The sequence below is a fragment of the Streptomyces sp. NPDC001515 genome (assembly GCF_053597115.1).
Genome location: NZ_JBSFHN010000012.1, coordinates 1 through 26803 on the forward strand (window position 1 = coordinate 1; position 26803 = coordinate 26803).

Genomic DNA, 26803 nt, shown 5'->3' on the forward strand with positions numbered 1-26803 from the left:
CACGACGTCCACACAGCCCGCAAAACCGACACCGCCACGTCCCGGAACAAGAAGCCGACGACCCCACGACCTCGCCGCACAGGTTAAAGATCAAGCTAGACCGGGGCCCGGTCAGGCTCCGCCCCCGGCCCCGACGCCCCGGACCAGCAGCGCCACCGGGCGCTCGGCGAACAGTTCTCCGGCGGCCACCGCGCCGCCGGAGAACTTCCGGCCCGGCGTCAGCAGATCGCTCCACACCCCCTCGTCCGGCAGCGCCAGCGCGGTCTCCCGCCAGCCACCGGACTCCGCCAGCCGCAGCGACAGCCGGGTCACGGCCGTGACCACCTCGCCGGAGCGGCAGAACGCCAGACAGTGCCCGGCCGCCGGACCGGACGCGGCCAGCGGGGCGTAGGTGCCCGACTCGCCGAACACCTCGGGCCGCTCCCGGCGCAGCCGCAGCGCCGCCGCCGTCAGGGCGGCCTTCTCGTCGACGGGCGCGCCGTCGCCGGGCGGCGCGAACGGGCGGCGGTTGTCCGGGTCCACGAGGGCCAGGTACTCCCGTTCGCTGCCCTGGTAGAGGTCCGGTACGCCGGGCATCGTCAGATGCACCAGCGCCGCGCCCAGGACCTGGGCGCGCACATGGGGGGCGAGCCGTGCCGCGAAGCCTTCCAGGAGGGCGCTCGCCGGACCGGTGCGGGCGGCGGGACCCGCGCCCACGAAGTCGGTCACCGCGCGCTCGTAGACCGGATCGGGCTCGGTCCAGCTGGTGAAGAGACCCGATTCGCGCACCGCCTTGAGCAGGGCCGGCTCCAGCCGGGCCGCCCGCTCCCCGGCCGGCAGGCCCGCGCAGCCGAGCGCGGTCTGCCAGGCATGCCAGGCCAGTTGCGGATCGGGGGCGGCGGGCGCGACCCGGGTCAGCTCGGCGACCAGTTCCGCCCACTCCCCGGGGCACTGCGCGAGCACCGCGATGCCCGCCCGGACGTCCGCGCTGCGCTTGGTGTCGTGCGTGGTCAGCACCGTGCCGGTGGCGGGCCAGTCGCGGGCCAGCCGGGCGCAGAAGGCGTGGAACTCCTCCGGCTCCACCGCCGGCCGCCCCGGATCGCCGCCCACCTCGTTGGCCGAGACCAGCGGCACGTACCGGTAGTACGCCGTGTCCTCGACCGCCTTGGCCCGCAGCGCCGACGCGGTCTGCGCGAAGCGGGCGCAGAACGCCGCCCGGTCCTCGCCACCGCCGAGCCGGCCCAGAGCCAGCTCCCGCACCACGTCCACGGCCCCGGCCTCCTCCCGTACGGCGAAGGCCGCCTTGGCGTCGCTCACCGCCGTCGCGTCGAGCGCCGCCTCGGCCGTCCGGGTGCAGGGCCCGCCCGCCGTCGCGTACGGCCGGTAGACCGGCACCCGGACCAGCAGTTCGCGCACCGCCGTGTGCAGGGCCCAGGGGGCGTGGTCGCGCAGCGCGGGGTCCGTGTCGCAGATCCGCGAGGCCAGCCGGGCCAGCACGGCGGTCTCGGCGGCCAGTTCGTGTGTGACCACCCGGTACGCGGCCCGGCGCACGGTCCCCGACCAGTAGCCGCCCCGGTCCCCGGCCGGGGACGCGTGGTCGCGGTAGCCGCCGAGCAGCGCCGCCGCGCCCTCGGCGTCGGTGAACAGGCCGTCGATCCGGTGCAGCGCGTCGTAGCCCGTGGTGCCGGCGACCGCCCAGTTGGCGGGCAGCGGCTCCGTGCCGGTGAGGATCTTCTCCACCACCGTCCACACCCCGCCGCTCGCCGCCGAGAGCCGTTCCAGATAGCCGGCCGGGTCGGCGAGCCCATCGGGGTGGTCGATCCGCAGCCCGTCCACGACCCCGTCCCGGACCAGCTCCAGGATCTTCGCGTGGGTCGCCTCGAACACCGCCGGGTCCTCCACCCGCACCCCGATCAGCTCGGAGACGGTGAAGAACCGCCGGTAGTTCAGTTCGGTACGGGCCAGCCGCCACCAGGCGAGCCGGTAGTGCTGGGCGTCCAGCAGCTCGGGCAGCCCGAGACGGGCGGTGCCGGCCCGGAGCGGGAACTCCTGCTCCCCGTAGCGCAGCACCTCCCCGTCCACCCGCATCCGCTCCCGCTCCTCGCCCAGCCGTCCGGCCAGCACGGGCAGCAGCAGGCGCCCGCCGCCCGCCGCCCAGTCGATGTCGAACCAGCGGGCGTACGGGGAGCCGGGGCCCTCGCGCAGCACCTCGCGCAGGGCGTGGTTGTGGCGGGGGTCGGCGGCCATGTGGTTCGGCACGATGTCCAGCACCAGGCCGAGACCGTGCCGGCGCGCGGTGCGGGCGAGCCGCCGCAGCCCCTCCTCGCCGCCCAGTTCGGCGCGGACCCGGCCGTGGTCGACGACGTCGTACCCGTGCCGGGAGCCGGGCACGGCCTCCAGGACCGGGGACAGATGCAGATGGGAGACGCCGAGCGAGGCGAGGTACGGCACGGCGTCCTCGGCGGCCGAGAACGGGAACTCCGGCTGGAGCTGGAGCCGGTAGGTGGCGGAAGGCGTCATGGGGCGTTCGTACCCAGATCCGGGCCGCCTGTGTCACCCGGACGCGCACAACGCCCCGACCGGCGGCCCCCGCGCCCCGTCCCGGTCCTACGCCGGCCGCTGGAGCACCACCATGCTGCGGCCCACCAGCGTCACCCGATCGCCCGCCGCCACCTTGGGGCCCGAGCCGGTGAGGACGCCCACGGGGCGGGCCGTGTCGACGACCTTGAGCCACTGGCGTCCGTGGTTGACCGGCACGGCGAAGTCCAGGGTCTCCGCGCTCGCGTTGAACATCAGCAGGAAGGAGTCGTCGCAGATGCGCTCGCCGCGCGGACCGGGCTCGGAGATGGCGTGCCCGTTCAGGAAGACGGTCAGCGCCTTGGCGTGTGCGGCCTGCCAGTCCCGCTGCGTCATCTCCCGGCCCTCGGGGGTGAACCAGGCGATGTCCGACAGCTCGTCGTGGGTGCCCTCCACCGGCCGCCCGTGGAAGAAGCGCCGGCGCCGGAAGACCGGGTGGTCGCGGCGCAGCCACACCATGGCCCGGGTGAACTCCAGCAGACTGCTGCCGCCCCCGTCGCCGTCCTCCCCGGTCTCGTCGCCGTCGGCGCCGGCCGGTGCGGAGGGTTCCGGCCAGTGCACCCACGACAGTTCGCTGTCCTGGCAGTAGGCGTTGTTGTTGCCGTGCTGGGTGCGGGCGAACTCGTCGCCGTGGCTGAGCATCGGCACGCCCTGGGACAGCATCAGCGTGGCCACGAAATTGCGCATCTGGCGTTCGCGCAGCTCCAGCACCTCGGGGCGGTCCGTCTCGCCCTCCACGCCGCAGTTCCACGACCGGTTGTGACTCTCGCCGTCCCGGTTGCCCTCGCCGTTGGCCTCGTTGTGCTTGTCGTTGTACGCGACCAGGTCGTGCAGGGTGAAGCCGTCGTGGCAGGTGGTGAAGTTGATCGAGGCGAGCGGCCGCCGTCCGTCGTCCTGGTAGAGGTCCGAGGAGCCGGTCAGCCGTCCCGCGAACTCGGCCAGGGTGCGCGGCTCGCCGCGCCACAGGTCGCGGACCGTGTCCCGGTACTTGCCGTTCCACTCGGTCCACAGCGGTGGGAAGTTCCCCACCTGGTAGCCGCCCTCGCCCACGTCCCAGGGCTCCGCGATCAGCTTCACCTGGCTGACCACCGGGTCCTGCTGCACCAGGTCGAAGAAGGACGACAGCCGGTCCACCTCGTGGAACTGCCGGGCCAGCGTGGCCGCCAGATCGAAGCGGAAGCCGTCCACGTGCATCTCGGTCACCCAGTAGCGCAACGAGTCCATGATCAGCTGGAGCACGTGCGGGGAGCGCATCAGCAGCGAGTTCCCGGTTCCCGTGGTGTCCATGTAGTAGCGCGGGTCGTCGGCGAGCCGGTAGTACGAGGCGTTGTCCAGCCCCCGGAAGGAGAGCGTCGGCCCCAGGTGGTTGCCCTCGGCCGTGTGGTTGTAGACCACGTCGAGGATCACCTCGATCCCCGCCTGGTGCAGGGCCCGCACGGCCTGCTTGAACTCCAGCACCTGTTCGCCGCGGTCGCCCCAGGAGGCGTAGGCGTTGTGCGGGGCGAAGAAACCGATCGTGTTGTAGCCCCAGTAGTTGGCGAGGCCGGCGTCCGCCAGCCGGTGGTCCTGGACGAACTGGTGCACCGGCATCAGCTCGATCGCCGTCACCCCCAGCTCCGTCAGATGCGCGATGACCTCCGGATGGGCCAGCCCGGCGTACGTCCCGCGCAGTTCCTTCGGCAGCCCCGGATGGAGCATCGTCAGGCCCTTCACATGCGCCTCGTAGATCACCGTGCGGTGGTAGTCCGTCCGGGGCCGGCGGTCGTCGCCCCAGTCGAAGTACGGATTGACCACGACGGAGGTCATCGTGTGCGGGGCCGAGTCCAGGTCGTTGCGGGCGTCGGGCCGCCCGAAGGGGTAGCCGTACACCGCCTCGCCCCAGCGGATCTGTCCGGCGACCGCGCGCGCGTACGGGTCGAGCAGCAGCTTGGCGGAGTTGCAGCGCGCGCCGCGCTGCGGTTCGTACGGGCCGTGCACCCGGAACCCGTAGCGCTGACCGGGCATCACCCCGGGCAGATAGGCGTGGCGGACGAACGCGTCGGTCTCCCGCAGCTCCACCGCGGTCTCGGAACCGTCGTCGTGCAGCAGGCACAGCTCGATTCGGTGGGCGGCCTCCGAGAAGACCGCGAAGTTGGTGCCGGCGCCGTCGTACGTGGCACCGAGCGGGTACGCCTGTCCCGGCCAGACCTGCATGGATTCGACTCTTCCCCTTCTGATGCGGTTGCCTGGGGATTGCGGGCTCCTGGGGCAGATCTTCCCCGAAAGAGGGCCCCGTACCTAGGACCGCTCGGCAAACGGGGGACGGCGTCGCCCGCTCCGGTCAACTTCGCTCCCCTCGGTGTCGCCCGGAACCGGAATCCGGCGGCCGATCACGGCGCGACGACCGGAACCAGGCCCGTGATGGGGTGTTTAATCCCTATGAATCCGCTCACTCCGCCCGGAGGGGCTGCGGGGAACAGGCTTGATCCACGGGGGAGTTGAGATAAGGAGCCTGCGCATCCGGCTGCACCGGATCCCGCTCCCGGAGTACCCTTCCTTGATCGTTGGTGGGGGAGTGGAAGGCGGTGCGCGGGTGAGCTCGGGAGGGTTCGAGCTGCCCCCGGGTGACACGGGTCACGAGGGGGATCTGGCCGATGTCCCGCCCGGGGCGGTCTCGGTGGCGCAGCCGCTGGAGATCGGTGCGGAACTGGACTGGGGCGCGGACGCCTGGAGCGAGGTGCGCACCCGTGCGCAGCGGGCCGGCCGCGCCTACATCTGGCTGAACCTCGTGGAGCAGCGGCTGCGCGCGGTCGTCGCCGCGGTGCTGCGGCCCATCTACGAACCGGTCCACGGCGAGGACTGGGTGGTGGCCGCCGCCGGCCCGGCCGGCCAGGAGTGGGTGCAGCGCGCCGTCGCCGTGCGGGAGGTCTCCCGGCGCAAGGGCTATCTGCTGGACCCGGCCGACGACAACGTACTGAGCTTCCTCACCCTGCCGCAGCTGCGCGAGCTGATGGTCCAGCACTGGCCCTGCTTCGAGCCCTACTTCGACGACCGCCGCGACGTCGAGCTGGCGCTGGACGAGCTGGAGGTCGCCCGCAACGTGGTCTCCCGCAACCGCGCGCTCAACGAGGCGGTGCTCGCCCAGGCCGAGCGGGCCTCGGCCCGGCTGCTGGAAATCCTGGGCAGCGGGGCCGGGGTGCCCTCCGCCGACCGGCTCCCGGTCGACGCGGTGGAGGAGCTGGTCGGCGACCGGTACGCGGACGTGGTCTCCGTCCATCCCGACCGGGTGCGGCTCCAGCGCCAGCTGCCCGCCGAGGACCTGTTCGGCGGGGCGCGCCGGCTGGACGCGATCGGCATAGGGCTCAATCTGCTCGTGCAGAACTTCTCCGGGCGCCGGCTGATCCGGCTCGCGGAATCGGGCTGCCGGGTCCGGCTGCTGTTCATCAATCCGGCCAGCAGCGCGGTCAAGCGGCGCGAACGGGAGCTGGGGCTGAAGAAGGGCGAGCTGAGCCGCTCGGTGGAGATGAACATCCTCCACATGCGCCGGGTGCGCTCCAAGCTCCGCGACCCGGGCGCCTTCGAGATCCACGTCTTCGACGAGACCCCGCGCTTCACCGCCTACCTGGTGGACGGCGACGGGGCCAACGCGGTGGGCGTCGTCCAGACCTATCTGCGCCGGGCCCGGGGCATGGAGGCCCCGGTGCTGGTGCTGCGGGGCGGCGGGCGGGCGGTGGTGCGGGCCGGGCAGGACACCGAGCACGGACTGTTCGAGACCTACCGCGAGGAGTTCGAGTCCGTGTGGACGGACTCCCGTCCGGTCTCCTGAGACCGGGGGGCGGGCCCGGGGCGTTGTCAGTGGGCCGTGCGAAGGTGTTCGTCATCTGGGGGAGCACCACGAAGGAGGTACGGGATGAGCTGGCACCGGCAGGCGCTGGTCGGCTTCGACCTGGAGACGACGGGAACGGAGCCGCTGGAGGCCCGGATCGTGACGGCCGCGGTCGTCCGGGTCGACGGCGCGGGGGGCGAGCCGGCCGAGCGGCGCACCTGGCTCGCCGACCCGGGGGTCAGAATCCCGGCGCAGGCGTCCGCGATCCACGGCATCAGCAGTGAGCGGGCCGCCGCCGAGGGCCGGCCGGTGCGCGAGGTGGCCGACGAGATCGCCGACGCCCTGACGGACCACTGGCGCCGGGGGGTGCCCGTCGTGGCGTACAACGCGGCATTCGACCTGACGCTGCTCACGGCCGAACTGCACCGCCACAAACTGCCCTCGCTCACCGAGCGGCTGGGCGGCCGGGCCATCGGCCCGGTCGTCGACCCGTACACGATCGACCGCGCCGTCGACCGCTACCGCAAGGGCAAGCGCAATCTGGAGGCGGTCTGCGTCGAGTACGGCGTGGTCCACGGGGGAGCCCACGACGCGGGCGCCGACGCGCTGGCCGCCGTGCGCGTGGCGTACGCCATAGCCGCCCGGCACGGCTCGGTGGCCGACCTGTCGGCGGCCGAACTGCACGAGCGCCAGATCGTCTGGTACGCGGAGTGGGCCGACGACTTCCAGCGGTTCCTGCGCCGCAAGGGCACACCGGACGCCGTGGTCGACGGCCGCTGGCCGGTGCGGGAGCCGGTGTCCGAGTCGGCGTCGGCGTCGCCCCTGTCCGGCAGATAGGGCATAACGGGGCGGATCGTCCGGACGCGGGTGTGGGGGATGATCCGGTGCGGTTCCGTCAGAACGGGTGCCAGCGCACCTCCGGGTCGCCGTCGCGCAGGGACGCCACCCTGCGGCGGAACTCGGCGAGTGCCTTCGGGTTCGCCGGCGCGTGCTGGGCGACCCAGGCGCAGCTGGCCGTCTCCCGCGCCCCGCGCAGCACCGCGCAGCCGTCCCACTCGCGCACGTCCCAGCCGTAGGCCGCGGTGAACGCGTCATAGGACGCGGCCGGCAGGCCGTAGCGGTCGCGGGACAGGGCGAGGACGACCAGATCGTGCTCGCGCAGATCCGAGGAGAAGGTCTCCAGGTCCACCAGGACCGGGCCGTCCGGGCCGACATGGACATTGCGCGCGAGCGCGTCGCCGTGGATCGGGCCCGGGGTCAGCCGGGGGACGAGTCCGGCGGCGGCAGCCGCGAAACCGTCGCGCCGCTCGCGCAGATAGGCCGCGTCCGCCGGGTCGATCGCCTCGCCCGCCAGCCGCAGCCAGCGCTCGACACCGCCCAGCAGCTCGCGTGGGGGCAGCGTCAGGCCCTCCGGGGAGGGCAGCGCGTGCACGGCGGCGAGCAGCGGTGCCAGATCCTTCGCCTCGGCGGGGCGCACCGCGTCCGGCAGCCGGTGCCACACGGTCACCGGATGGCCGTCGACCAGCCGCGCCCCGGGCTCGGCGGCCCGCACGGCCGGCACGCCGGAGCCGGCCAGCCAGCGGGCCACGGCGACCTCGCGCTCGGCCCGGTCCCACAGCTCCGGGCTCGCCCCGGCGTCCCGGCCGACCTTGACGACCAGGTCCCCGACGGCGAAGACCGCGTTCTCGCCCAGCGCGATCAGCTCCGCGTCGCCGGACAGACCGGCGGCGCCCAGCACCTCGCGCGCTCGCATCTCGTTCATGGATCCGATTTTCGCATCCGTGCACGCCGCCTTGACGAACCGACGGCCCGTCAGGACCATGACGGTGGCCACCTGAGCGGCCAGAACGGTATCAAGCCGGTCGAATCACGCAAGGGGGTCGCTTTTATGACATTGGCTGGTGCAACCGTCTCCTCCGGGCGGAGTGCCCCACCGGGAACCCGGCGCGGCGGCCGGGGCGGACCGCCCGCCCGGAGCGGCGCGGGCGCCTGGTTCCTGGTGCTCCCCGCCCTCATCCCGATCCTGCTCCTGAGCGTCGTCCCGATCCTCTACGGCATCGCGCTGGCGTTCACCGACGCCCAGTCCGGCCGCACCCGCTCCACCCAGTGGATCGGCACCCTGAACTTCCGGGACCTGCTCCACGACGGACTCTTCTGGGAGTCGTTCCGGATCGGCCTGGTCTGGGCCGTCGGCGTCACCGTCCCGCAGTTCGCGCTGGCCCTCGGGCTGGCCCTGCTGCTCAACGAGAACCTGCGGCTGCGCTGGCTGGCCCGCGCCCTCGCGATCGTCCCCTGGGCGATGCCCGAGGTCGTCGTCGGCATCATGTGGCGGCTGGTCTACAACCCGGACGCCGGCATCCTCAACGAGACGATCCGCGACCTCGGACTCGGCGACGGCCGGGACTGGCTGACCGGGCTCGCCACCGCGCTGCCCGCCGTGGTCCTCGTCGGCGTCTGGGCCGGGATGCCGCAGACCACCGTCGCCCTGCTGGCCGGACTCCAGAACACCCCGCACGAACTCCACGAGGCCGCCGCGCTGGACGGCGCGGGCGCCTGGCGCCGGTTCAGGACGGTGACCTGGCCCGCGCTGCGGCCCGTCGCCCTGTCCATCACCGCGCTCAACTTCATCTGGAACTTCAACGCCTTCGCCCTGGTCTACGTGCTGACCAACGGCGGCCCCGGCGGCCGGACCCGGCTGCCGATGCTCTTCGCGTACGAAGAGGCTTTCCGCTACGGGCAGTTCGGCTACGCCGCCGCGATGGGCTGTGTGATGGTCGCGGTGATCTCCGTGATCCTCGCCGTGTACCTCGCCGGACGGCTCGGGGGAGGCGAGGACCGATGAGCATGCGCACCAGCCGGCCCGTACGCGCCGGACAGTACCTGGCACTCCTGTGCTACCTGGTCTTCCTGGCCTTCCCGTTCCTCTGGCTGATCTCCACCGCCTTCAAACCCGCGCCCGAACTGGGCTCGCTCCACCCCACCTGGATCCCCGAGCACCCCACGCTCGACAACTTCCGGCAGGCATTCGACGAACAGCCCCTGCTGCGTGCCGCCGCCAACTCCCTGCTCGTGGCGCTCGGCGCCGGGGTGATCGCGGTCGTCGTCGCGACCCCGCTGGCCTACGTCATCGCCCGCGCCCGCACCCGGCTCTCCGCCGCCGCGACCGGCTGGGTCGTCGTCAGCCAGGCGTTCCCCTTCGTCCTGCTGATCATCCCGCTCTTCCTGATCCTCAAGGAACTGCGCCTGATCAACACGCTCTGGGGGCTGACCCTCGTCTACGTGGTGTGGGCGCTGCCCTTCGCCCTGTGGATGCTCGTCGGCTACGTACGGGCCGTACCGGCCGAACTGGAGGAGGCGGCGGCGGTGGACGGGGCGGGCCGGCTGCGCGTCCTCGTCTCGGTCACCGCCCCGCTGCTCGCCCCGGGCATCGTCGCCACCGCGCTCTTCGCGTTCGTCACCGCGTGGAACGAGTTCTTCTTCGCCCTGGTCCTGCTCAAGACGCCCGAGAAGCAGACCCTGCCGGTCGTCCTGACCCACTTCCTGGGCGCGGAGGGCGCCAGCGACCTCGGACCGCTCGCCGCCGCCGCGTTCCTCGCCACCCTCCCCTCGCTCCTGCTGTTCGCGGTCATCCAGCGCCGGATCACCGGCGGGATGCTGGCCGGGGCGGTGAAGAGCTGATGCGCGCCCTCGCCCGCACCGCCGCCGCGGCCACCGCCCTCGCCCTGCTGCTCACCGGCTGCGCCGGGGGCGGCGACGGCGGGACGGACGGCACGATCCGGCTCCGCTTCCAGTCGCTGGCCTGGCAGAAGGAGTCCGTCGACATCAACAAGCGGCTGGTGAAGGAGTGGAACGCGAGCCATCCGGACGTCCAGGTCCAGTACGTCCAGGGCAGCTGGGACAGCGTCCACGACCAGCTCCTCACCTCCTTCGAGGGCGGCGAGGCGCCCGATGTCATCCATGACGCCTCCGACGACCTGGCGGACTTCGCGTACGGCGGCTACCTCGCCGATCTGCGCCCCCTGCTGCCGGACCGGCTGAAGGCCGACATCCCCGAACGGAGCTGGGAGACCGCCACCTTCGACGGCGGCGTCCACGGCGTGCCCTTCCTCCAGGAACCGCGCGTCCTGATCGCCAACAGCCGGATCCTCAGGGAGTCCGGGGTCCGGATCCCGACCCCGGCGAAGCCCTGGACCTGGCCCGAATTCCGGCAGGTCACCCGGGAACTGACCGGGAAGGGCCGCTACGGGGTCGCCTGGCCGCTCAAGGAACCGGTCTCCGTCACGCTCAACCTCGGCCTCTCGGCGGGCGGAGCCCTGTTCCACCGGGGCGCCGACGGCAAGGTCACCGTGGCCGCGGAAGCGGGCGACCGGGTGGTCCCCGACACCATCGCGGCCCAGGTGAACACCGACCGCAGCGCCGCCCGCACCGCGCTCGGCATGGGCGGCGGCGACACCCTCCCCGGCCTCTTCGGCGGCAAGTACGCGATGGTGCCGCTCGGCTTCTCCTACCGCCAGCAGGTGGCGGAACAGGCCCCGGAGGGCTTCGAGTGGACCGTGCTCCCCGCCCCGGCCGGCCGCGACGGCACCGCCCAGGGGGTGAGCCCGCAGACGCTGTCGGTCGCCGAGGACAGCCCGCACAAGAAGGAGGCCGTGGAGTTCATCGACTTCCTGCTGCGGCCGCGGAACATGGTCCGGCTGGCCAAGGGCGACTGGATGCTGCCCACCGGCACGGCCGCGCTGGCCGACCCGGCCCTGCACACCCCGGAACTGGGCTGGGCCACCGGCGCCGCCCTCGCCGCCGGGCTGCGCCCCGCCCCGGCCCAGTCCGTGCGCGGCTATCCCGAATGGAAGGACAAGGTCGCCACCCCCGCGTACCAGGAGTACTACAGCGGGGCCATCGACGCCGGGGAGCTGACCGGCCGTCTGGTCGGTGACGGCAACCGGGTCCTGGCCCGCTACCAGCGCTGACGCGCGGATCCGCCCTCCCCCAGGCTCGGGGGAGGGCGGATCCGTGTGCCGGCGTCAGCGGGCCTGCCCCCCGGGGCACCGGCTCAAAGCCCCTTGCGCGTAAAGGTGGTCGGGGCATCGCGAAACGGGTGCGGACGTCCTGTGACGAAAGATTCACGACTGCGTCGGAGCCGTGGCAGGCCCTTGAACTGTGCGCGTCAATCGGTCAGGGTTTCGAGCCAGCCCCCGGAGATCTTCCGGCCGAGGGCCAATCCCCCCACAAAGAATGACGAGGAGACCCCTCTTCATGGCACTTCACAAGCGCGCACGCCGGTTCAAGCTGACCGCCGCCGTCACCGCGGTGGCCGCGGCCGCCGGAGTCACCCTGCTGGGCACCCCGTTCGCCGGGGCCGCACCCGCCCCCGCCACCGGCAAGGTGTACGGCGCCGACGCGGCCACCGCCGTCGCCGGCAGCTACATCGTGATGCTGGACCACAAGGCCGACAAGTCCGAACTCGCCGCCAAGTACGGCGGAAAGCTCAAGCGCGACTACAGCTCCGCCATCAACGGCTTCTCCGCCAGCGGGCTTTCCGAGACCGAGGCGAGCCGTCTCGCCGCCGACCCGGCCGTCTCCAAGGTCGTCCAGAACAAGAAGTTCCACATCGACGCCACCCAGGACAACCCGCCCTCGTGGGGTCTGGACCGCATCGACCAGACGGAGACCGCCGGCGACAACGCGTACACCTACCCCGACAGCGCGGGCGAGGGCGTCACCGCGTACGTCATCGACACCGGGGTCCGCACCACCCACGAGGAGTTCGAGGGCCGGGCCACCTCCGGCTACGACGCCGTGGACAACGACGACAGCGCCGACGACGGCCACGGCCACGGCACCCATGTGGCCGGCACCATAGCCGGGGCGACGTACGGGGTCGCCAAGAACGCCAAGATCGTTGCCGTCCGGGTGCTCGACGACTCCGGCTCGGGCACCACCGAGCAGGTCGTCGCGGGCATCGACTGGGTCACCGAGAACCACGAGGGCCCGTCCGTCGCCAACATGAGCCTCGGCGGCGGCGCCGACGAGGCGCTCGACGCGGCCGTCCAGAAGGCCATCGCCTCCGGCGTCACCTTCGCGGTCGCCGCCGGCAACGAATCGTCCGACGCCGGCGGGGGCTCCCCCTCGCGGGTGCCCGAGGCCATCACCGTCGCCTCGTCCACGGTGGACGACGAGCAGTCCTCCTTCTCCAACTACGGACCGGTCGTGGACATCTACGCCCCGGGCTCGGACATCACCTCGTCCTGGAACACCAGCGACGACGCGTCCAACACCATCTCCGGCACCTCCATGGCGACTCCGCACGTCGTCGGCGCCGCCGCTGTCTACCTGTCCGGCCACCCGGACGCCACCCCGGAGGAGGTGGCGACGGCACTCACCGAGGGAGCCACCCCGGACGCCATCACCAACGCCACCGACGGCACCGCCAACAAGCTGCTGAAGATCGTCGAGTAGCCCGAAACCGCCCTCCTCAGCGACCGCCGCGCCCTCCCCCACGGGGCGCGGCGGCCGCGCGTTTCCCGAGGACTGTCCTAGGGTGCGCACATGATCAGAACCGAACAGACGGCCGGAGGCGCCGCGTGAGCGATCCGTCCCCGGCGCTGGCCGCGGCCGTCGAGGGCGAACTGCGCCTCCTCGACCCACTGGTCCGGTCCTCCGCCGATCTCCTCCTCCAGGTCCTGCACCCCGACTTCCACGAGGTCGACACCACCGGCCGCCGCTGGGACCGCGCCACGGTGGTCGCCGCCCTGATCGCGGACGAGGCCCCGAGGCCCGGCCAGCTCACGGCCTCCCGGATGCGCGGCGTCCAGCTCGGCGACACCCTCGTCCACCTCACCTACGAGACCGAGATCAAGGGCAGGCGCGCCCACCGCAGCTCCCTGTGGCGGCGCGCCGGGACGCGGTGGCTGCTCTACTACCACCAGGCCACCCCGTACGACGGCGCGGGACCGGCCCCCGGCAGCTGAGCCGGGGTCAGCGGCGCGCCGCCCGCCTTGCCCGCGCCGCCCACCGGCCGTCCGTGCGCGAGATCCGCACCGGATGGCCGAAGCAGTCGCTGACCAGCTCCGTCGTCAGCACCTCGTCGGCCGGCCCCGAGGCCGTGCACCGGCCGCCGCGCAGCAGCATCGCGTGCGTGGTGGAGGCCGGCAGCTCCTCCAGATGGTGGGTGACCAGCACCGTCGCCAGCTCCGGATGCTCCTCGCGCAGGGCGTCCAGGCTGTCCAGCAACTGCTCCCGGGCGGCGAGGTCGAGACCGGTGGCCGGCTCGTCCAGCAGCAGCAGCCGGGGGCGCGGCATCAGCGCGCGGGCGATCAGCGTCCGGCCCCGCTCGCCCTGCGAGAGCGCCGGCCAGCGCGAGCCCGTCTTGCCGCCCATGCCCAGCATCGTCAGCAGCCGCTCGGCCCGCTCCCGCTGCTCCGGCCGGGGCGACCAGCGCGGCACCGGCTCGACCGAGTTCGTCAGACCGGTCAGCACCACCTCGTGCACGGTGAGCGGGGAACGTAGCGGATGACGCGGATTGACGTGCCCCAGCAGGGTCCGCAGCTCCCGCAGATCGACCCGGCCCAGCGTGCGCCCCAGCACCTCCACCGAGCCCCGGGTGGGATGGGTGACCGCGCCCAGCAGCCCCAGCAGGGTGCTCTTGCCCGCGCCGTTGGCACCGAGCAGCGCCCAGTGCTCCCCGGCGCGGACGGTCAGCGAGACCGCGTCCAGCAGGACGTTCCCGTCGCGGACGAGCGCGACGCCGTCCGCCCGGATCACCGGGACCGGGTCGGTGGGGGAGGACGGGGCGGGGACGGTGGTCGTGGTCACGTGCGGGAGCTCCTTCATGCCGGTGCGAGCGCCTCCAGGCGGCTCATGTCCTCGGTGGTCAGCCGGATGTCGCGGGCCCCCAGGTTCTCCGCGAGATGGGCGGCCGAACCGGTGCCCGGGGTCGGGCACAGCACGGGGGAGCGGTGCAGCAGCCAGGCGAGGGCGATCTGTCCGCGGGTGGCCCCGTGGCCGTCCGCGACCGCGTCCAGCGCGGCGGCCGTGTCACCGGTCAGCGCGCCGTTCGCCAGGGGGAACCAGGGCAGGAACGCCAGGCCGTGGGCCTCGCACATCCTCAGCACCGCGTCCGAGGCGCGGTCGAGAAGGTTGAAGCGGTTCTGCACCGAGACGATCCCGGTCAGGGAGAGCGCCTGCTCCAGCTGCTCGGCGGTGAGGGTGTCCAGGCCGATGCAGCGGATCTTACCCTCCTGCCGCAAGCCCTCCAGTGCCCCCAGCTGCTCCTCCATCGGCACCCGGGGGTCCAGCCGGTGCAGCTGGTACAGGTCGATCCGGTCGGTCCGCAGCCGCCGCAGGCTCGCCTCGCACATCGCCCGCAGCTCCTCGGGCCGCCCCGCGATGTGCCAGGCGCTGTCGCCGGTCCGTACGACCCCGCCCTTGGTCGCGATCACCAGCCCGTCCCGGTACGGGTGCAGGGCCTCCGCGACCAGCTCCTCGGCCAGCTCCGGCCCGTAGTTGTCCGCCGTGTCGATCAGCGTCACCCCCGCGTCGACCGCCGCCCGCAGCACCGCGACCGCGTCCCGGCGGTCCCCGCGCGGGCCCCAGTACCCGGGGCCGGTGAGCTGGGCGGTGCCGTAACCCAGCCGGTGGACGGGCAGCTCGCCGCCCAGGAGGAAGGTGTCGCCGGGCGGAGGAAGTGCGCTGTTCATGGGGGAACGGTAGTCCGTGCCCGGAACCGGGCCGGGCCCCGGGGGCTGTCGCCTTTCTTCAATACGGGCCGCCCGCGCCCTCCTAGCGTGGAACGCATGAAGACCGAGCACGCCCATATGACCGAATGCGCCGCCGAGGCGGCCCGGGTGGCCCGCGCCGTGCGCCCCGCCCAGCTCGACGGCACCGCGACCCCCTGCGCGGACTGGGACGTCCGCACCCTCGTGAACCACTGGGTGCTCTACACCTCGCACGGCCTGGAGCACCGCGCCCTGCGCACCGAACTGCCCGGGGACCTGGTCGCCCGCGACTTCACCGCGGACGCCGACTGGGCCGAGCGCTACGCCGCCCAGCTCGACCGGGCGGTCGCCGCCTGGTCGGACCCCGCCGTCTGGGAGGGCACCATCGGCAGCGGCGACCTGGCCTCCCCGGCCGCCGAATACGCCGCCATGCTCATCGAGGAGACCGTCCTGCACACCTGGGACGTGGCCCGCGCCACCGGCCAGGAACTCCGGCTCTCCGACGAGGCCGCCGCCTTCGTCCTGGCGACCGTCGAGTCGAACGCCGCGCTGTACCGGCAGTACGAGGGCTTCGCCGGGGAGGTCGCTGTCGCCCCCGGGGCCACCGTGCTCACCCGCGCCCTGGCCGCGTCCGGCCGCGATCCCGAATGGCGCGCCGCCGGGTGAATGGCCCAGTGGAAGGCTCCCCGATTGGCCCGTGAGACCGAGCCACCGGGTGCCTAGGCTCGTCCCATGACCACACAGCGCGCCCCGGAGACGGGCAGGACCGCCGTCGACCTCTACTTCGACCCGGCCTGCCCGTTCGCCTGGATCACCTCACGCTGGCTGCTGGAGGTCGAACGGCACCGGCCGCTCGACCTCCGCTTCCATGTGATGAGCCTCTACCTGCACAACGCCGGCAACGAACTCCCCGACTGGTACCGCACCCTGGTCGACAAGTCGATCGGCCCGGTCCGCGTCGCCGCGGCGGCCGCGGCCCTGCGCGGCGAGGAGATCCTGCGGGACCTCTACACGGCCTACGGGACCCGGATCCACCGGGAGAAGAACGAGGACTTCGACGAGGTGATCGCCCAGTCCCTCGATGAGCTGGGCCTGCCCGCCGAGCTCGCCGCCGCCGCCCGCTCCGAGGAGTACGACGAGGCGGTCCGCGCCCGGCACGACGCCGGAAAGGACCCGGCCGCCGACGGCTATGTGGGCACCCCCACCCTGCACGTCGACAAAACCGTCTGGTTCGGCCCCGTCCTGCGGGCCGTCCCGCGCGGCGAGGAGGCGGCCCGGCTCTTCGACAGCTTCCGGGTGCTCGCCGCCCACCCCGACTTCTTCGAACTCAAGCGCACCCGCACCGGCGGCCTCGACCTCGGCTGAACCCGGACGGGACGCCCGGCCCGGGTCAGGCGCTCAGCCGGGCCGGACGCGTCCGCTCGGCGCGCGCCTCGTCGTACCGGTCCAGCAGCAGCCGCGCCAGCTCCGGCGCCGGGCCCAGCACCCCGGACAGCACGTCGGCACCGGCCTCGGCCGCCCCCGCCGCGATGCGGTCCGGGAGCCGGCCCGGCGCGACGACGTACGGGGCGACCGCCACCCTGCGGACCCCCTCGGCCCGCAGGGCCCGTACCGCGTCCTCGGTCCGGGGGAAGCCCCCGGCACGTACAGCGGAGGCGAACGCAGGCCGCACGGAACACCAACCGGTGTGCCGCAGCTCCCGCGCGATTTCAGCGATCACTGCGCTCGCCTCCGGGTCTGTGGAGCCCGCCGAGGCCAGGACCAGCCCCGTCGAGCCGCGGTCGCCGGGACGGACCCCGGCCTCCCGCAACCGCCGCTCCAGCGCGGCGTTCAGCAGCGGCGAGGGCCCCAGCACCTCGGCCTGCCGTACCCGCAGGCGCGGAAGCCCGGCACGGGCCTCCCGCAGCACCGCGGGGATGTCGGACTTGGCGTGGAACGCCCGGGTGAGCAGCAGCGGCAGCGCCACCACCTCGTCCGACCGCTCGGCGGCCAGCCGCTCCAGGACCCTCGGCACCGAGGGCGCGTTGAAGTCCAGGAACCCCGTCTCCACCCGCAGCCCCGGCCGCAGCGCCCGCACCCGCGCGGTCAGCGCGTGCACGGTCGCGGCGTGCCGGGGGTCACGGCTGCCGTGGGCGACGACGAGAAGCACCGGTGCGGTCATGACGGGCACTCAGTTCTTCACCAGGAGACCGCGGCTGCGCAGCACCCACCGCTCCAGCGGGCTGAAGATGAGCAGGTCGATCGCGATGCCGACGAACAGGATCAGGATGATGGCGAGGAAGATCCCCGGCATGTCCGCGTTGTTGCGCCCGTTCTCCAGCAACTGTCCCAGTCCCAGCCCGAGATCGGGCGAGGAGGCGATGATCTCGGCGGCCATCAGCGAACGCCAGGAGAACGCCCAGCCCTGCTTCAGACCGGCCAGATAGCCCGGCAGAGCGGCCGGCATGACGATGAACCAGGTCCCGCGCAGCCCGGTCGCGCCCAGCGTCCGGCCCGCCCGCAGGAAGAGCGGCGGCACCTGGTCGACCCCCGAGACCAGCCCGTTGGCGATCGACGGCACCGCGCCCAGCAGGATCACCGCGAACATCATCCGGTCGTTGAGGCCGAGCCAGATCACGGCCGGGGCCACCCAGGCCACCGACGGCAGCGACTGGAGCCCGGACAGGATCGGACCGATGGCGGCCCGCACCAGCTTGACCCGCGCCACCAGCAGCCCCAGCGGCGTACCGATCGCCACCGACAGCAGGAAGCCGAACAGACCGCGCGAGACGCTGGTCCAGACGACCTCCAGCAGGGTGCCCCGGCGCCACATGTCGCCGATGCTCTCCCCGACCGCGGACGGGGAGGGCAGCTTGTAGTCGTCGGTCACCTTCGCCCAGACCAGCACCTGCCAGACCACCAGGACCAGCGCCACCGCGACCACCGGCGGCAGCACCTTGCGCAGCAGCACCTCGCGGACCGGGGTGCGGTGGACCTGCACGGCGTCCAGGGCGTCCAGACCGGCCTCCAGGCCGGCCAGATCGTCCGGCTTCACGGCGCCCGGACCGCTCCCGCCGGACCCCGGTGCGTCCGACGTGACATCAGTGCTGGCCATGACGGCGGATCTCCCCACGCAGTTGTTCGGTGATCTCGACGGACAGTTCCGCCACGGCGGTGTCCTCGATACGGCGCGGGTGCTCGATGTCGACCGTCCACTCGCGGGCCACCCGGCCCGGCCGGGAGGAGAGCAGCACCACGCGCTGGGCGAGCCGTACGGCCTCGCGCACATTGTGTGTGACGAACAGGACCGACACGTTCGTCTCGCGCCAGATCCGGGTCAGCTCGTCGTGCAGCACATCCCGGGTGATCGCGTCGAGCGCCGCGAACGGCTCGTCCATCAGCAGCAGTTGGCTGTCCTGCGCCAGCGCGCGGGCCATCGCCACGCGCTGCCGCATCCCGCCCGACAGCTCGTGCACCCGCTTGCCGTACGCCCCGGACAGGCGGACCAGCTCCAGCAGCCGCTCCGCCTCCGGGCGCCGGTCCGCCTTGGGAACGCCGCGCAGCCGCAGCGCCAGTTCGATGTTCTTGCCCGCGGTCAGCCACGGGAACAGGGCGTGCTCCTGGAACATCAGGGCCGGCCGCCCGCCGGGGGTCTCGATGGACCCCCCGGTCGGGCGGTCGAGCCCGGCCACCAGGTTGAGCAGCGTCGACTTCCCGCACCCGGAGGCTCCCAGGAGGGTGACGAACTCACCCGGGGCGACATCGAGCGTGATGTCGTCCAGGACCAGCTGCTGTCCCGTGGGCCCGGAGAAGGACTTCGAGACGTGGTCGATACGAGCGGCGTGCCCGGCCGAGACGCGTTCCTCGGCCTTGGTGAGGGTGGTCGCCATGGTCGTCACCTCCTGGGGTCGTCGAGCGGCTGGGTTACTTGACGCCGAGACCGGCGTCGGCGACCTCGGGCTTGCCCGCGGCCTTGAGGACCTTGTTCAGCGGCTTCAGGTCGTAGATGCCCTTGAGGTCGGGCTGCTCCAGGAGACCGGCCTTGACGGCGTGCCGCGCCTGCGCGTCGAGCGTGGCGGCCAGCGGGTCGTCGGTGATCTGGATCGACTTCCAGGCCGGGTCGAGGATCTCGGCCGGAAGCTCCTTGCCGGTGAGCGACTTGAGCGCGGCGTTCGCGGACGCCTTCGCCTTGTCCTGGTTGGCGTTGATCCAGGCGTTGGTCTTCACCGACCCGCGCAGCACGGCCTCGACGACGTCCGGGTGCTCCTTGAGGAACGTCTGCGACACGATGATGTTCGTGATCACGAACTTGTCGTCGGGCCACAGCGTCGACTCGTTCAGCAGCTCCTTCGCGCCCTCGGCGACGAGCTTGGAGGCGGTCGGCTCGGGGACCCAGGCACCGTCGATGGAACCGGACTTGTAGGCGTCCGGGGTCACCTTGTTGTCCGTGCGGACCACGGAGACGTCGCCCTTGCCGCTCTGGGCGTCGACCTTCCAGCCCTTCTCGGAGATCCAGTTGAGGAAGGCCACGTCCTGGGTGTTGCCGAGCTGCGGGGTGGCGATCTTCTTGCCCTTGAGGTCGTCCAGGGTCTTGATCTTCTCGGGGTTCACCACGAGCTTCACCCCGCCGGAGGCCGAACCGCCGATGATGCGCAGGTTCTTGCCCTTGGACTTGGTGTAGCCGTTGATCGACGGCGAGGGGCCGATGAAGCCGATGTCGATCGAACCGGCGTTGAGCGCCTCGATCTCGGAGGGACCGGCGTTGAACGTCGCGGTCTTGAGCTGGGTGCCGCCCAGCTCCTTCTGGAACAGGCCCTCCTGGTCGCCCACGAGAGCGGTGGCGTGCGTCAGGTTCGGGAAGTAGCCGATCCGCACGGTGTCGGCGGAGAGCTTCTCCCCCTCGGCGGCGACCTTCGCCTTCTTGGCGTCGTCGTCCTTCGCCTCGGAGCCGTAGCCGCAGGCGGTCAGCGCCACGGCGAGCAGGGGCAGGGCGGCGACGGCGGCCACGGAACGGCGCAGCGTGGTACGGGGGGCAGACACGGATGGTCTTCCTCTCAAAGGCCCTGGCTCAGCTCCCTCGGAAGTCCGGGGAGGCGGCCGGGCGGTCGGCAGGTCTTCGTCTGTACGGGCGGTGCGGGTGGTACGGCCGGGCGCGCAAGCGGTGCGCGTACGTCATCGCGCACATCGCGCCACCCCGCCCTGGCCGCTGCCGAGGGCGCCGCTGCCGACCCGGCCGCCCTCCTTCGCGAAGGTCGAGAAGATGTCGGTCCTCATCAGAAGTCCCACTCCGCGTCGTCGTCCGGCGCGGTCTCCGGCTCCGCGACGGCGGCGAAGGAGGCGCCCGCCATGCCCGCGGTGAGCGTGGTGCCGTCGGCCGGGTCGATCAGCAGGAAGGAGCCGGTGCGGCGGGAGTCGGCGTACGCGTCCAGCGCCAGCGGCTCCGCGGTGCGCACGACCACGCGGCCGATGTCGTTGGCGACCAGCCGGCCCGGGGACGGGTGCTGCGAGAGGTCGTCCAGGGTCAGCCGGGAGGGGATGTCCTTGACGATGGCCTTGACCGTGCGGGTGGTGTGCTTGATCAGCACCCGCTGGCCGACGGTGAGCGGCTGGTCCGCGACGTGGCAGACGGTCGCCTCGACGTCCTGCGTCACGGCCGGGGCGTCGTCGGCCGGGGCGATCAGATCGCCGCGCGAGACGTCGATGTCGTCGGCCAGGCGCAGCGTCACGGACTGCGGGGCCCAGGCGATGTCCACGCTGTCGCCGAGCAGGTCGATCCCGGCGATGGTGGAGGCGCGTCCGGAGGGCAGCACGGTGACGGACTCGCCGACCCGGAAGACGCCCGCGGCGATCTGACCCGCGTAGCCCCGGTAGTCGGGGTGCTCGGCTGTCTGCGGCCGGATCACGTACTGGACGGGGAACCGGGCGTGGCAGCCGGTCAGGTCGTGGCTGACCGGGACGGTCTCCAGGTGCTCCAGGACCGTCGGCCCGCCGTACCAGTCCATGTGCGCGGACGGCTCCACGACGTTGTCGCCGGCCAGCGCGGAGATCGGGATCGCGGTGATCTCCGGGACGCCCAGGGACGCCGCGTAGGCGGTGAACTCCTCGGCTATGGAGGCGAACACCGGCTCCGCGTAGTCGACCAGGTCCATCTTGTTGACGGCCAGCACCACGTGCGGCACCCGCAGCAGCGCGGCGACGGCGGCGTGCCGGCGGGTCTGCTCGACCACGCCGTTGCGCGCGTCGACCAGCACCACGGCCAGCTCGGCGGTCGAGGCGCCGGTGACCATGTTGCGGGTGTACTGCACGTGGCCCGGGGTGTCCGCCAGGATGAAGCGGCGCCGGGGGGTGGCGAAGTAGCGGTAGGCCACGTCGATGGTGATGCCCTGCTCGCGCTCGGCGCGCAGTCCGTCGGTCAGCAGCGCCAGGTCGGGCGCCTCCTGGCCCCGGTTGCGCGAGGCGTGCTCGACGGCCTCCAGCTGGTCGGTGAGGACCGACTTGGAGTCGTGGAGCAGCCGGCCCACGAGCGTCGACTTGCCGTCGTCGACGGAGCCCGCGGTGGCGAAGCGCAGCAGCGTGGTGGTGGACAGCTGGTCGGCCAGCCGGGTGGTGGTGGTCATGGTTAGAAGTACCCCTCGCGCTTGCGGTCTTCCATCGCGGCCTCGGACAGCTTGTCGTCGGCGCGGGTCGCGCCCCGCTCGGTGAGGCGGGAGGCGGCGATCTCGGCGATCACGGCGTCCAGGGTGGTGGCGTCCGAGTCGACGGCGCCCGTGCAGGACATGTCGCCCACCGTGCGGTAGCGCACCTGGCGGGTCTCGGTCCTCTCGTGCTCCCGGGGCCCGCCCCAGTCGCCCGCGGTCAGCCACATGCCGGAACGGCTGAACACCTCGCGCTCGTGCGCGAAGTAGATCTCCGGCAGTGCGATGCCCTCGCGGGCGATGTACTGCCAGACGTCCAGCTCGGTCCAGTTGGAGATGGGGAAGACCCGGACGTGCTCACCCGCGGCGTGCCGGCCGTTGTACAGCTGCCACAGCTCGGGGCGCTGGCGGCGCGGGTCCCACTGGGAGAACTCGTCGCGCAGCGAGAAGACCCGCTCCTTGGCGCGCGCCTTCTCCTCGTCGCGGCGCCCGCCGCCGAAGACCGCGTCGAAGCGGTGCTGTTGGATCGCCTCGGTGAGCGGCACCGTCTGGAGCGGGTTGCGGGTGCCGTCGGGGCGCTCGCGGAGCTTCCCGGCGTCGATGTACTCCTGGACGGAGGCAACGTGCAGCCGCAGCCCGTGCTCGGCGACCACGCGGTCGCGGTAGGCCAGCACCTCGGGGAAGTTGTGCCCGGTGTCCACGTGCAGCAGCGCGAACGGCACCGGCGCGGGCGCGAACGCCTTGAGCGCCAGATGCAGCATCAGGATCGAGTCCTTGCCGCCGGAGAAGAGGATCACCGGCCGCTCGAACTCGCCCGCCACCTCGCGGAAGATGTGCACCGCCTCGGACTCCAGGGAGTCCAGGTGGCTCAGTGCGTACGGATTGCCGGTGCCTTCCGACACGGTCGCGACGGTCGTCACACCGCACCCCTCTCGCTCAGCAGCGCGTACAGCTCCGCCGCGGACTCCTGCACGGTCTGACGGTGCGACTCGATCCGCAGGTCGGGCGCCTCGGGCGCCTCGTAGGGGTCGTCCACCCCGGTCAGCCCGCTGATCTCGCCCGCCGCCTGCTTGGCGTAGAGGCCCTTCACATCGCGCTCCGAGCAGACCTCGACCGGAGTGGCGACGTGCACCTCCAGATACGGGGTGCCCTCGGCCTGGTGCCGCTTGCGGACCGCGTCACGGCTGTCCGCGTACGGGGCGATGACCGGGACCAGCACCTTCACGCCGTTGGCCGCCAGCAGGCCGGCGACGAAGCCGATCCGCTGGACGTTGGTGTGCCGGTCCTCGCGCGAGAAGCCGAGCCCCGCCGAGAGGAACTCGCGGATCTCGTCCCCGTCGAGGACCTCCACCCGGTGCCCCTCGCCGCGCAGCCGCCCGGCGAGTTCGTACGCGATGGTGGTCTTGCCCGCGCTCGGCAGACCGGTCAGCCAGACGGTGGCTCCCGTCTCCGTCACGCTCATCGAATTCTCCTGCTCCGTCGTCATCAGTCGTGCAGCCCGCACTCGGTCTTGCCCCGTCCGGCCCAGCGGCCGGCGCGGGCGTCCTCGCCCTCCAGCACCCGCCGGGTGCAGGGGGCGCAGCCCACGGAGGCGTAGCCGTCCATCAGCAGCGGGTTGGTGAGCACCCCGTGCTCGGTGACGTAGGCGTCCACGTCGTCCTGGGTCCAGCGGGCGATCGGCGAGACCTTGACCTTCCGCCGCTTCTCGTCCCAGCCGACCACCGGGGTGTTCGCCCGGGTGGGGGACTCGTCGCGGCGCAGCCCGGTGGCCCACGCGGTGTACCCGGTCAGGCCCTCCTGGAGCGGCTGGACCTTGCGCAGCTTGCAGCACAGGTCCGGGTCGCGGTCGTGCAGCCGGGGGCCGTACTCGGCGTCCTGCTCGGCCACCGTCCGGCGCGGGGTCAGCGTGATGACGTTGACGTCCATCACGGCCTCGACCGCGTCCCGGGTGCCGATGGTCTCCTCGAAGTGATAGCCGGTGTCCAGGAAGACCACGTCCACGCCGGGCATGGCCCGGGAGGCGAGGTGGGCGACGACGGCGTCCTCCATCGACGAGGTGACGCAGAAGCGTTTGCCGAAGGTCTCCGCGGCCCAGGTGAGGATGGCGAGCGCCGAGGCGTCCTCCAGCTCCCGGCCGGCCTTCTCGGCCAGCTCCCTCAGCTCGGCGTCGGTGCGGTCCCCGGCCAGCAGACTGTCCGTCATATCCCGTCCCCTTCCACGTCGTCGCGCGCCAGTCCCCGGGTCAGCAGGCCCAGGAACTTCAGCTGGAACGCCCGGTTGCAGGAGGCGCATTCCCAGGCCCCGTGCCCCGCCTCGTGGGGGCGCAGGTCCTCGTCGCCGCAGTAGGGGCAGTGGAACGGCGCGGCCCGTCCGCTCATGACAGGGACTCCGCACTGGCCCGAGCCGCCCAGGTCGCGAAGCGCTCGCCCTCCTCGCGCTCCTCCTGGAACTTCCCGAGCACCCGCTCGACGTAGTCCGGCAGTTCGTCCGAGGTGACCTTGAGGCCGCGGACCTTGCGGCCGAAGCCGGCGTCGAGCCCGAGGGCCCCGCCCAGGTGCACCTGGTAGCCCTCCACCTGGTTGCCCTCGTCGTCCAGCATCAACTGGCCCTTGAGGCCGATGTCGGCGGTCTGGATCCGGGCGCAGGCGTTCGGGCAGCCGTTGATGTTGATGGTCAGCGGCTCGTCGAAGTCCGGGAGCCGGCGCTCCAGTTCCTCGATGAGGGAGGCGCCGCGCGCCTTCGTCTCGACGATGGCGAGCTTGCAGTACTCGATGCCGGTGCAGGCCATCGTGCCCCGGCGGAACGTGGACGGCTCGACCTGGAAGCCCAGCGCCTCCAGCCCGGCGGAGAGCGATGCGATCCGGTCGGCCTCCACGTCGAGGACGATCATCTTCTGCTCGACGGTGGTGCGCACCCGGCCGGAGCCGTGCGCCTCGGCCAGATCGGCGATCTTGGCGAGCGTGGAGCCGTCCACCCGGCCCACGCGCGGGGCGAAGCCCACGTAGAAGCGGCCGTCCTGCTGGGGGTGGACGCCGATGTGGTCGCGCCAGCGGCTGCTGGGCTCGGCGGGGGCCGGGCCGTCCAGCATCGGGCGCTTGAGGTACTCGTCCTCCAGCACCTGGCGGAACTTGGCGACGCCCCAGTCGGCGACCAGGAACTTCAGCCGGGCGCGGTTGCGCAGCCGGCGGTAGCCGTAGTCCCGGAAGATCCCCACGACCCCGGCCCAGACGTCCGCGACCTCGTCCAACGGCACCCAGGCGCCCAGGCGTTCGGCCAGCCGCGGGTTGGTGGACAGCCCGCCGCCGACCCAGAGGTCGAAGCCGGGTCCGTGCTCGGGGTGGTCGACGCCGACGAAGGCGATGTCGTTGATCTCGTGCACCACGTCCTGGACCGGCGATCCGGAGATCGCGGTCTTGAACTTGCGGGGCAGGTTGGAGAATTCGGGGCTGCCGATGTAGCGCCGGTGGATCTCCTCCAGGGCCGGGGTGCCGTCGAGGATCTCGTCGGCGGCGATGCCCGCGACCGGGGAGCCGATCATCGTACGCGGGCAGTCGCCGCACGCCTCGGTGGTGGAGAGCCCGACGGCCTCCAGCTTCTCCCAGATGGCCGGGACGTCCTCGATGCGGATCCAGTGCATCTGGACGTTCTGCCGGTCGGTGATGTCCGCGCTGCCCCGGGCGTACTCCTGCGAGATCTCGCCGATGACGCGCAACTGCTCGGTGGTGAGCTTCCCGCCGTCGATGCGCACCCGCATCATGAAGTACGAGTCCTCCAGCTCCTCGGGCTCCAGGACCGCGGTCTTGCCGCCGTCGATCCCGGCCCGGCGCTGGGTGTACAGCCCCCACCAACGCATGCGTCCGCGAAGGTCGTTGGGGTCGATGGAGTCGAATCCACGCTTGGAGTAGATCGTCTCAATGCGTGTCCGCACATTGAGACTGTCGTCGTCCTTCTTGAACTGCTCATTGCCGTTCAGCGGGGTGTAGTGCCCCAGGGCCCACTGACCTTCGCCGCGGTGGCGTCCCGCCTTGCGGCGGGGTGCGGCGGGCGCAGGCTGTTCCGGGGTAGCGGCCATGACAGTACGTCCTTCGGGACTGCAGGAGGGCGGCTCTGAACTGCACACTCGCGTAAGGCGCGGCGGTGCGCAGGCGTTGCAGAGAAAAGGGGGAGCGCGGCGGTGCTGGGACTCTCAGCTCGCCGGACAGATGGCGCTGGACACGCGGCCGAGGTCGACGTGACGCCGACTCACCAAGGCAATTCCAGTTCCAGACATGACGGAAGCGTGTCACGCGGATCTCGGGCCAGTCCACTACTATCCGCGATGTGGACGCGAGAGTCCCGACAGGTGAGACGCTGTGGCGCCCGTCACGTCGATGACGGGCGCCGGGTTCCCCGGAAATCCGGACAACCATGTGCATTTCTTTCGCGCCTCTCGGGCGCGAGGGGCCTCCGCGAGGAATTCCGGGACGCGGCCCCGCGAGGCGTTCTCAAGCGTTCAGGGACGCGACGTCGGGCCGGCCTCCGGCCACGGGCCGGGGGTCGCCACGTCGGGCTCCCGTTCCGTCGTGGTGTCGAAGAGCCGGAAACCGCGCCGCTCGTAGTTGGCCAGCGCGTACGGACCGTCCTTGGAGCAGGTGTGCACCCAGACCCGCTTCGTCGCCGGCCGGCCGGGCCACCGCTCCGCCAGGTCCCACGCCCGCGCCGTCCCGTACGACAGCAGGTGCCCGCCGATCCGGCGGCCCCGGAACGCCGGGATCAGACCGAAGTACATGATCTCCACGACCCCGTCGTCCTGCGGGTCCAGCTCGATGTACCCGGCCGGGGTGCCGTCGACGTAGGCCACCCACGTCTCCGCGCCGGGCCGCTCCAGCACCTCGCGCCACTGCGCGTAGGTCATCGGCAGGCGGTCCGTCCACCGGACGTCGCCGCCGACCGCCGTATAGAGGAACCGGCTGAACTCGGGCAGCGGCACCTCGGAGCGGACGATCCGCACCGCGCCCTCGGGCTCGGCGGCGGGCCGCAGATCGTCGGGGGAGGTCTGTTCGAGGGACCAGACGGTCACCTCGGCCAGGGCGGGACCGGACACGGGTTCGGATGTGCTCATACCCGCCAGACAA

General features: G+C 72.4%; 26 protein-coding genes. 9 read left to right on the forward strand and 17 right to left on the reverse strand.

Annotated elements, in window-relative coordinates; genetic code table 11:
* Positions 1-111: 111 nt before the first annotated feature.
* Complete coding sequence (gene treY / locus ACWCXC_RS14775; RefSeq protein WP_450888968.1) at positions 112-2499, reverse strand: malto-oligosyltrehalose synthase; 2388 nt, start codon at positions 2497-2499, stop codon at positions 112-114.
* 87 nt (positions 2500-2586) lie between these two features.
* Positions 2587-4749 (reverse strand): glycogen debranching protein GlgX, encoded by a 2163-nt coding sequence (glgX, locus tag ACWCXC_RS14780; protein WP_450888970.1) that lies wholly within the window; start codon positions 4747-4749, stop codon positions 2587-2589.
* A gap of 379 nt (positions 4750-5128) precedes the next feature.
* Here glgX and ACWCXC_RS14785 point away from each other — a divergent pair, with 379 nt between their 5' ends.
* Together ACWCXC_RS14785 and ACWCXC_RS14790 are read left to right on the forward strand one after the other, a co-directional pair.
* Positions 5129-6361 carry an SAV2148 family HEPN domain-containing protein gene (locus ACWCXC_RS14785; protein ID WP_383641837.1) on the forward strand — a complete coding sequence of 411 codons (1233 nt, stop codon included), beginning with the start codon at positions 5129-5131 and terminating at the stop codon, positions 6359-6361.
* An 84-nt stretch (positions 6362-6445) separates the two neighbouring features.
* The gene (locus tag ACWCXC_RS14790) at positions 6446-7198 is read left to right on the forward strand and encodes an exonuclease domain-containing protein (protein WP_450680521.1); all 753 of its coding nucleotides are present in this window, start codon (positions 6446-6448) and stop codon (positions 7196-7198) included.
* Positions 7199-7256: 58 nt separating this feature from the next.
* On the opposite strand, the gene ACWCXC_RS14795 is transcribed toward ACWCXC_RS14790, so the two are convergent.
* Positions 7257-8123: a phosphotransferase enzyme family protein gene (locus ACWCXC_RS14795; protein ID WP_450680520.1), complete on the reverse strand. Its 867-nt coding sequence runs from the start codon at positions 8121-8123 to the stop codon at positions 7257-7259.
* Between the two features lie 126 nt (positions 8124-8249).
* Here ACWCXC_RS14795 and ACWCXC_RS14800 point away from each other — a divergent pair, with 126 nt between their 5' ends.
* The 5 genes from ACWCXC_RS14800 to ACWCXC_RS14820 all read left to right on the forward strand — a co-directional run bounded on the left by ACWCXC_RS14800 (position 8250) and on the right by ACWCXC_RS14820 (position 13329).
* Positions 8250-9203, forward strand: coding sequence for a carbohydrate ABC transporter permease (locus ACWCXC_RS14800; RefSeq protein ID WP_450680519.1), 954 nt, complete (start codon positions 8250-8252; stop codon positions 9201-9203).
* Entirely contained in the window at positions 9200-10039 is an 840-nt protein-coding gene (locus ACWCXC_RS14805) for a carbohydrate ABC transporter permease (protein WP_450888973.1), read from the forward strand. Before ACWCXC_RS14800 ends, ACWCXC_RS14805 begins: the two co-directional genes overlap by 4 nt.
* Entirely contained in the window at positions 10039-11328 is a 1290-nt protein-coding gene (locus ACWCXC_RS14810; RefSeq protein ID WP_450888975.1) for an ABC transporter substrate-binding protein, read from the forward strand. The genes ACWCXC_RS14805 and ACWCXC_RS14810 overlap by 1 nt, the downstream gene beginning before the upstream one ends.
* A gap of 286 nt (positions 11329-11614) precedes the next feature.
* Positions 11615-12817, forward strand: coding sequence for a S8 family serine peptidase (locus ACWCXC_RS14815; RefSeq protein ID WP_450680516.1), 1203 nt, complete (start codon positions 11615-11617; stop codon positions 12815-12817).
* Between the two features lie 125 nt (positions 12818-12942).
* Positions 12943-13329 (forward strand): nuclear transport factor 2 family protein, encoded by a 387-nt coding sequence (locus ACWCXC_RS14820; protein WP_450680515.1) that lies wholly within the window; start codon positions 12943-12945, stop codon positions 13327-13329.
* Between the two features lie 7 nt (positions 13330-13336).
* Here ACWCXC_RS14820 and ACWCXC_RS14825 read toward each other — a convergent pair whose 3' ends face one another.
* Entirely contained in the window at positions 13337-14173 is an 837-nt protein-coding gene (locus ACWCXC_RS14825; protein ID WP_450680514.1) for an ABC transporter ATP-binding protein, read from the reverse strand.
* Positions 14174-14187: 14 nt separating this feature from the next.
* The gene (locus ACWCXC_RS14830; RefSeq protein WP_450680513.1) at positions 14188-15057 is read right to left on the reverse strand and encodes an aldo/keto reductase; all 870 of its coding nucleotides are present in this window, start codon (positions 15055-15057) and stop codon (positions 14188-14190) included.
* Between the two features lie 96 nt (positions 15058-15153).
* Between ACWCXC_RS14830 and ACWCXC_RS14835 the strand changes: the two genes are divergently transcribed.
* Complete coding sequence (locus ACWCXC_RS14835) at positions 15154-15741, forward strand: TIGR03086 family metal-binding protein (RefSeq protein ID WP_450888979.1); 588 nt, start codon at positions 15154-15156, stop codon at positions 15739-15741.
* Positions 15742-15807: 66 nt separating this feature from the next.
* Positions 15808-16440 (forward strand): mycothiol-dependent nitroreductase Rv2466c family protein, encoded by a 633-nt coding sequence (locus tag ACWCXC_RS14840; protein ID WP_450888981.1) that lies wholly within the window; start codon positions 15808-15810, stop codon positions 16438-16440.
* A gap of 25 nt (positions 16441-16465) precedes the next feature.
* Here the strand turns inward: ACWCXC_RS14840 and ACWCXC_RS14845 are convergent, their stop codons facing one another.
* From ACWCXC_RS14845 to ACWCXC_RS14900, 12 genes are all read right to left on the reverse strand, one after another.
* Positions 16466-17236, reverse strand: a complete 771-nt coding sequence (locus tag ACWCXC_RS14845; protein WP_450680510.1) for a sirohydrochlorin chelatase — start codon at positions 17234-17236, stop codon at positions 16466-16468.
* Positions 17237-17245: 9 nt separating this feature from the next.
* The gene (locus ACWCXC_RS14850) at positions 17246-18169 is read right to left on the reverse strand and encodes an ABC transporter permease (protein WP_450680509.1); all 924 of its coding nucleotides are present in this window, start codon (positions 18167-18169) and stop codon (positions 17246-17248) included.
* Entirely contained in the window at positions 18156-18944 is a 789-nt protein-coding gene (locus tag ACWCXC_RS14855; protein WP_450680508.1) for an ABC transporter ATP-binding protein, read from the reverse strand. Before ACWCXC_RS14855 ends, ACWCXC_RS14850 begins: the two co-directional genes overlap by 14 nt.
* 34 nt (positions 18945-18978) lie before the next feature.
* The gene (locus tag ACWCXC_RS14860) at positions 18979-20094 is read right to left on the reverse strand and encodes an aliphatic sulfonate ABC transporter substrate-binding protein (RefSeq protein ID WP_450680507.1); all 1116 of its coding nucleotides are present in this window, start codon (positions 20092-20094) and stop codon (positions 18979-18981) included.
* A 233-nt stretch (positions 20095-20327) separates the two neighbouring features.
* Complete coding sequence (locus ACWCXC_RS14865; RefSeq protein ID WP_450680506.1) at positions 20328-21671, reverse strand: sulfate adenylyltransferase subunit 1; 1344 nt, start codon at positions 21669-21671, stop codon at positions 20328-20330.
* A 2-nt stretch (positions 21672-21673) separates the two neighbouring features.
* Positions 21674-22609, reverse strand: coding sequence for a sulfate adenylyltransferase subunit CysD (cysD, locus tag ACWCXC_RS14870; RefSeq protein ID WP_450680505.1), 936 nt, complete (start codon positions 22607-22609; stop codon positions 21674-21676).
* Entirely contained in the window at positions 22606-23151 is a 546-nt protein-coding gene (cysC, locus tag ACWCXC_RS14875) for an adenylyl-sulfate kinase (RefSeq protein WP_450680504.1), read from the reverse strand. Before cysC ends, cysD begins: the two co-directional genes overlap by 4 nt.
* Positions 23152-23174: 23 nt before the next feature.
* On the reverse strand, positions 23175-23891 hold the full coding sequence (locus ACWCXC_RS14880; protein WP_450888986.1) for a phosphoadenylyl-sulfate reductase: 717 nt from the start codon (positions 23889-23891) through the stop codon (positions 23175-23177).
* On the reverse strand, positions 23888-24067 hold the full coding sequence (locus tag ACWCXC_RS14885) for a hypothetical protein (protein WP_383641778.1): 180 nt from the start codon (positions 24065-24067) through the stop codon (positions 23888-23890). The genes ACWCXC_RS14880 and ACWCXC_RS14885 overlap by 4 nt, the downstream gene beginning before the upstream one ends.
* Entirely contained in the window at positions 24064-25761 is a 1698-nt protein-coding gene (locus tag ACWCXC_RS14890; protein WP_450888988.1) for a nitrite/sulfite reductase, read from the reverse strand. Before ACWCXC_RS14890 ends, ACWCXC_RS14885 begins: the two co-directional genes overlap by 4 nt.
* Before the next feature lie 114 nt (positions 25762-25875).
* A complete protein-coding gene (locus ACWCXC_RS14895) occupies positions 25876-25959 on the reverse strand; it encodes a putative leader peptide (protein ID WP_311203059.1) in 84 nt (27 codons plus the stop codon).
* Between the two features lie 222 nt (positions 25960-26181).
* Positions 26182-26790 carry a GNAT family N-acetyltransferase gene (locus tag ACWCXC_RS14900; RefSeq protein ID WP_450888990.1) on the reverse strand — a complete coding sequence of 203 codons (609 nt, stop codon included), beginning with the start codon at positions 26788-26790 and terminating at the stop codon, positions 26182-26184.
* Positions 26791-26803: the final 13 nt, after the last annotated feature.

Coding starts and splice junctions, on each gene's coding strand:
- treY (WP_450888968.1), bottom strand. CDS start 2,499: ATGACGCCTTCCGCCACCTACCGGCTCCAGCTCCAGCCGGAGTTCCCG.
- glgX (WP_450888970.1), bottom strand. CDS start 4,749: ATGCAGGTCTGGCCGGGACAGGCGTACCCGCTCGGTGCCACGTACGAC.
- ACWCXC_RS14790 (WP_450680521.1), top strand. CDS start 6,446: ATGAGCTGGCACCGGCAGGCGCTGGTCGGCTTCGACCTGGAGACGACG.
- ACWCXC_RS14795 (WP_450680520.1), bottom strand. CDS start 8,123: ATGAACGAGATGCGAGCGCGCGAGGTGCTGGGCGCCGCCGGTCTGTCC.
- ACWCXC_RS14800 (WP_450680519.1), top strand. CDS start 8,250: ATGACATTGGCTGGTGCAACCGTCTCCTCCGGGCGGAGTGCCCCACCG.
- ACWCXC_RS14805 (WP_450888973.1), top strand. CDS start 9,200: ATGAGCATGCGCACCAGCCGGCCCGTACGCGCCGGACAGTACCTGGCA.
- ACWCXC_RS14810 (WP_450888975.1), top strand. CDS start 10,039: ATGCGCGCCCTCGCCCGCACCGCCGCCGCGGCCACCGCCCTCGCCCTG.
- ACWCXC_RS14815 (WP_450680516.1), top strand. CDS start 11,615: ATGGCACTTCACAAGCGCGCACGCCGGTTCAAGCTGACCGCCGCCGTC.
- ACWCXC_RS14830 (WP_450680513.1), bottom strand. CDS start 15,057: ATGAACAGCGCACTTCCTCCGCCCGGCGACACCTTCCTCCTGGGCGGC.
- ACWCXC_RS14835 (WP_450888979.1), top strand. CDS start 15,154: ATGAAGACCGAGCACGCCCATATGACCGAATGCGCCGCCGAGGCGGCC.
- ACWCXC_RS14840 (WP_450888981.1), top strand. CDS start 15,808: ATGACCACACAGCGCGCCCCGGAGACGGGCAGGACCGCCGTCGACCTC.
- ACWCXC_RS14845 (WP_450680510.1), bottom strand. CDS start 17,236: ATGACCGCACCGGTGCTTCTCGTCGTCGCCCACGGCAGCCGTGACCCC.
- ACWCXC_RS14850 (WP_450680509.1), bottom strand. CDS start 18,169: ATGGCCAGCACTGATGTCACGTCGGACGCACCGGGGTCCGGCGGGAGC.
- ACWCXC_RS14855 (WP_450680508.1), bottom strand. CDS start 18,944: ATGGCGACCACCCTCACCAAGGCCGAGGAACGCGTCTCGGCCGGGCAC.
- ACWCXC_RS14865 (WP_450680506.1), bottom strand. CDS start 21,671: ATGACCACCACCACCCGGCTGGCCGACCAGCTGTCCACCACCACGCTG.
- cysC (WP_450680504.1), bottom strand. CDS start 23,151: ATGAGCGTGACGGAGACGGGAGCCACCGTCTGGCTGACCGGTCTGCCG.
- ACWCXC_RS14880 (WP_450888986.1), bottom strand. CDS start 23,891: ATGACGGACAGTCTGCTGGCCGGGGACCGCACCGACGCCGAGCTGAGG.
- ACWCXC_RS14885 (WP_383641778.1), bottom strand. CDS start 24,067: ATGAGCGGACGGGCCGCGCCGTTCCACTGCCCCTACTGCGGCGACGAG.
- ACWCXC_RS14890 (WP_450888988.1), bottom strand. CDS start 25,761: ATGGCCGCTACCCCGGAACAGCCTGCGCCCGCCGCACCCCGCCGCAAG.
- ACWCXC_RS14895 (WP_311203059.1), bottom strand. CDS start 25,959: ATGTCTGGAACTGGAATTGCCTTGGTGAGTCGGCGTCACGTCGACCTC.
- ACWCXC_RS14900 (WP_450888990.1), bottom strand. CDS start 26,790: ATGAGCACATCCGAACCCGTGTCCGGTCCCGCCCTGGCCGAGGTGACC.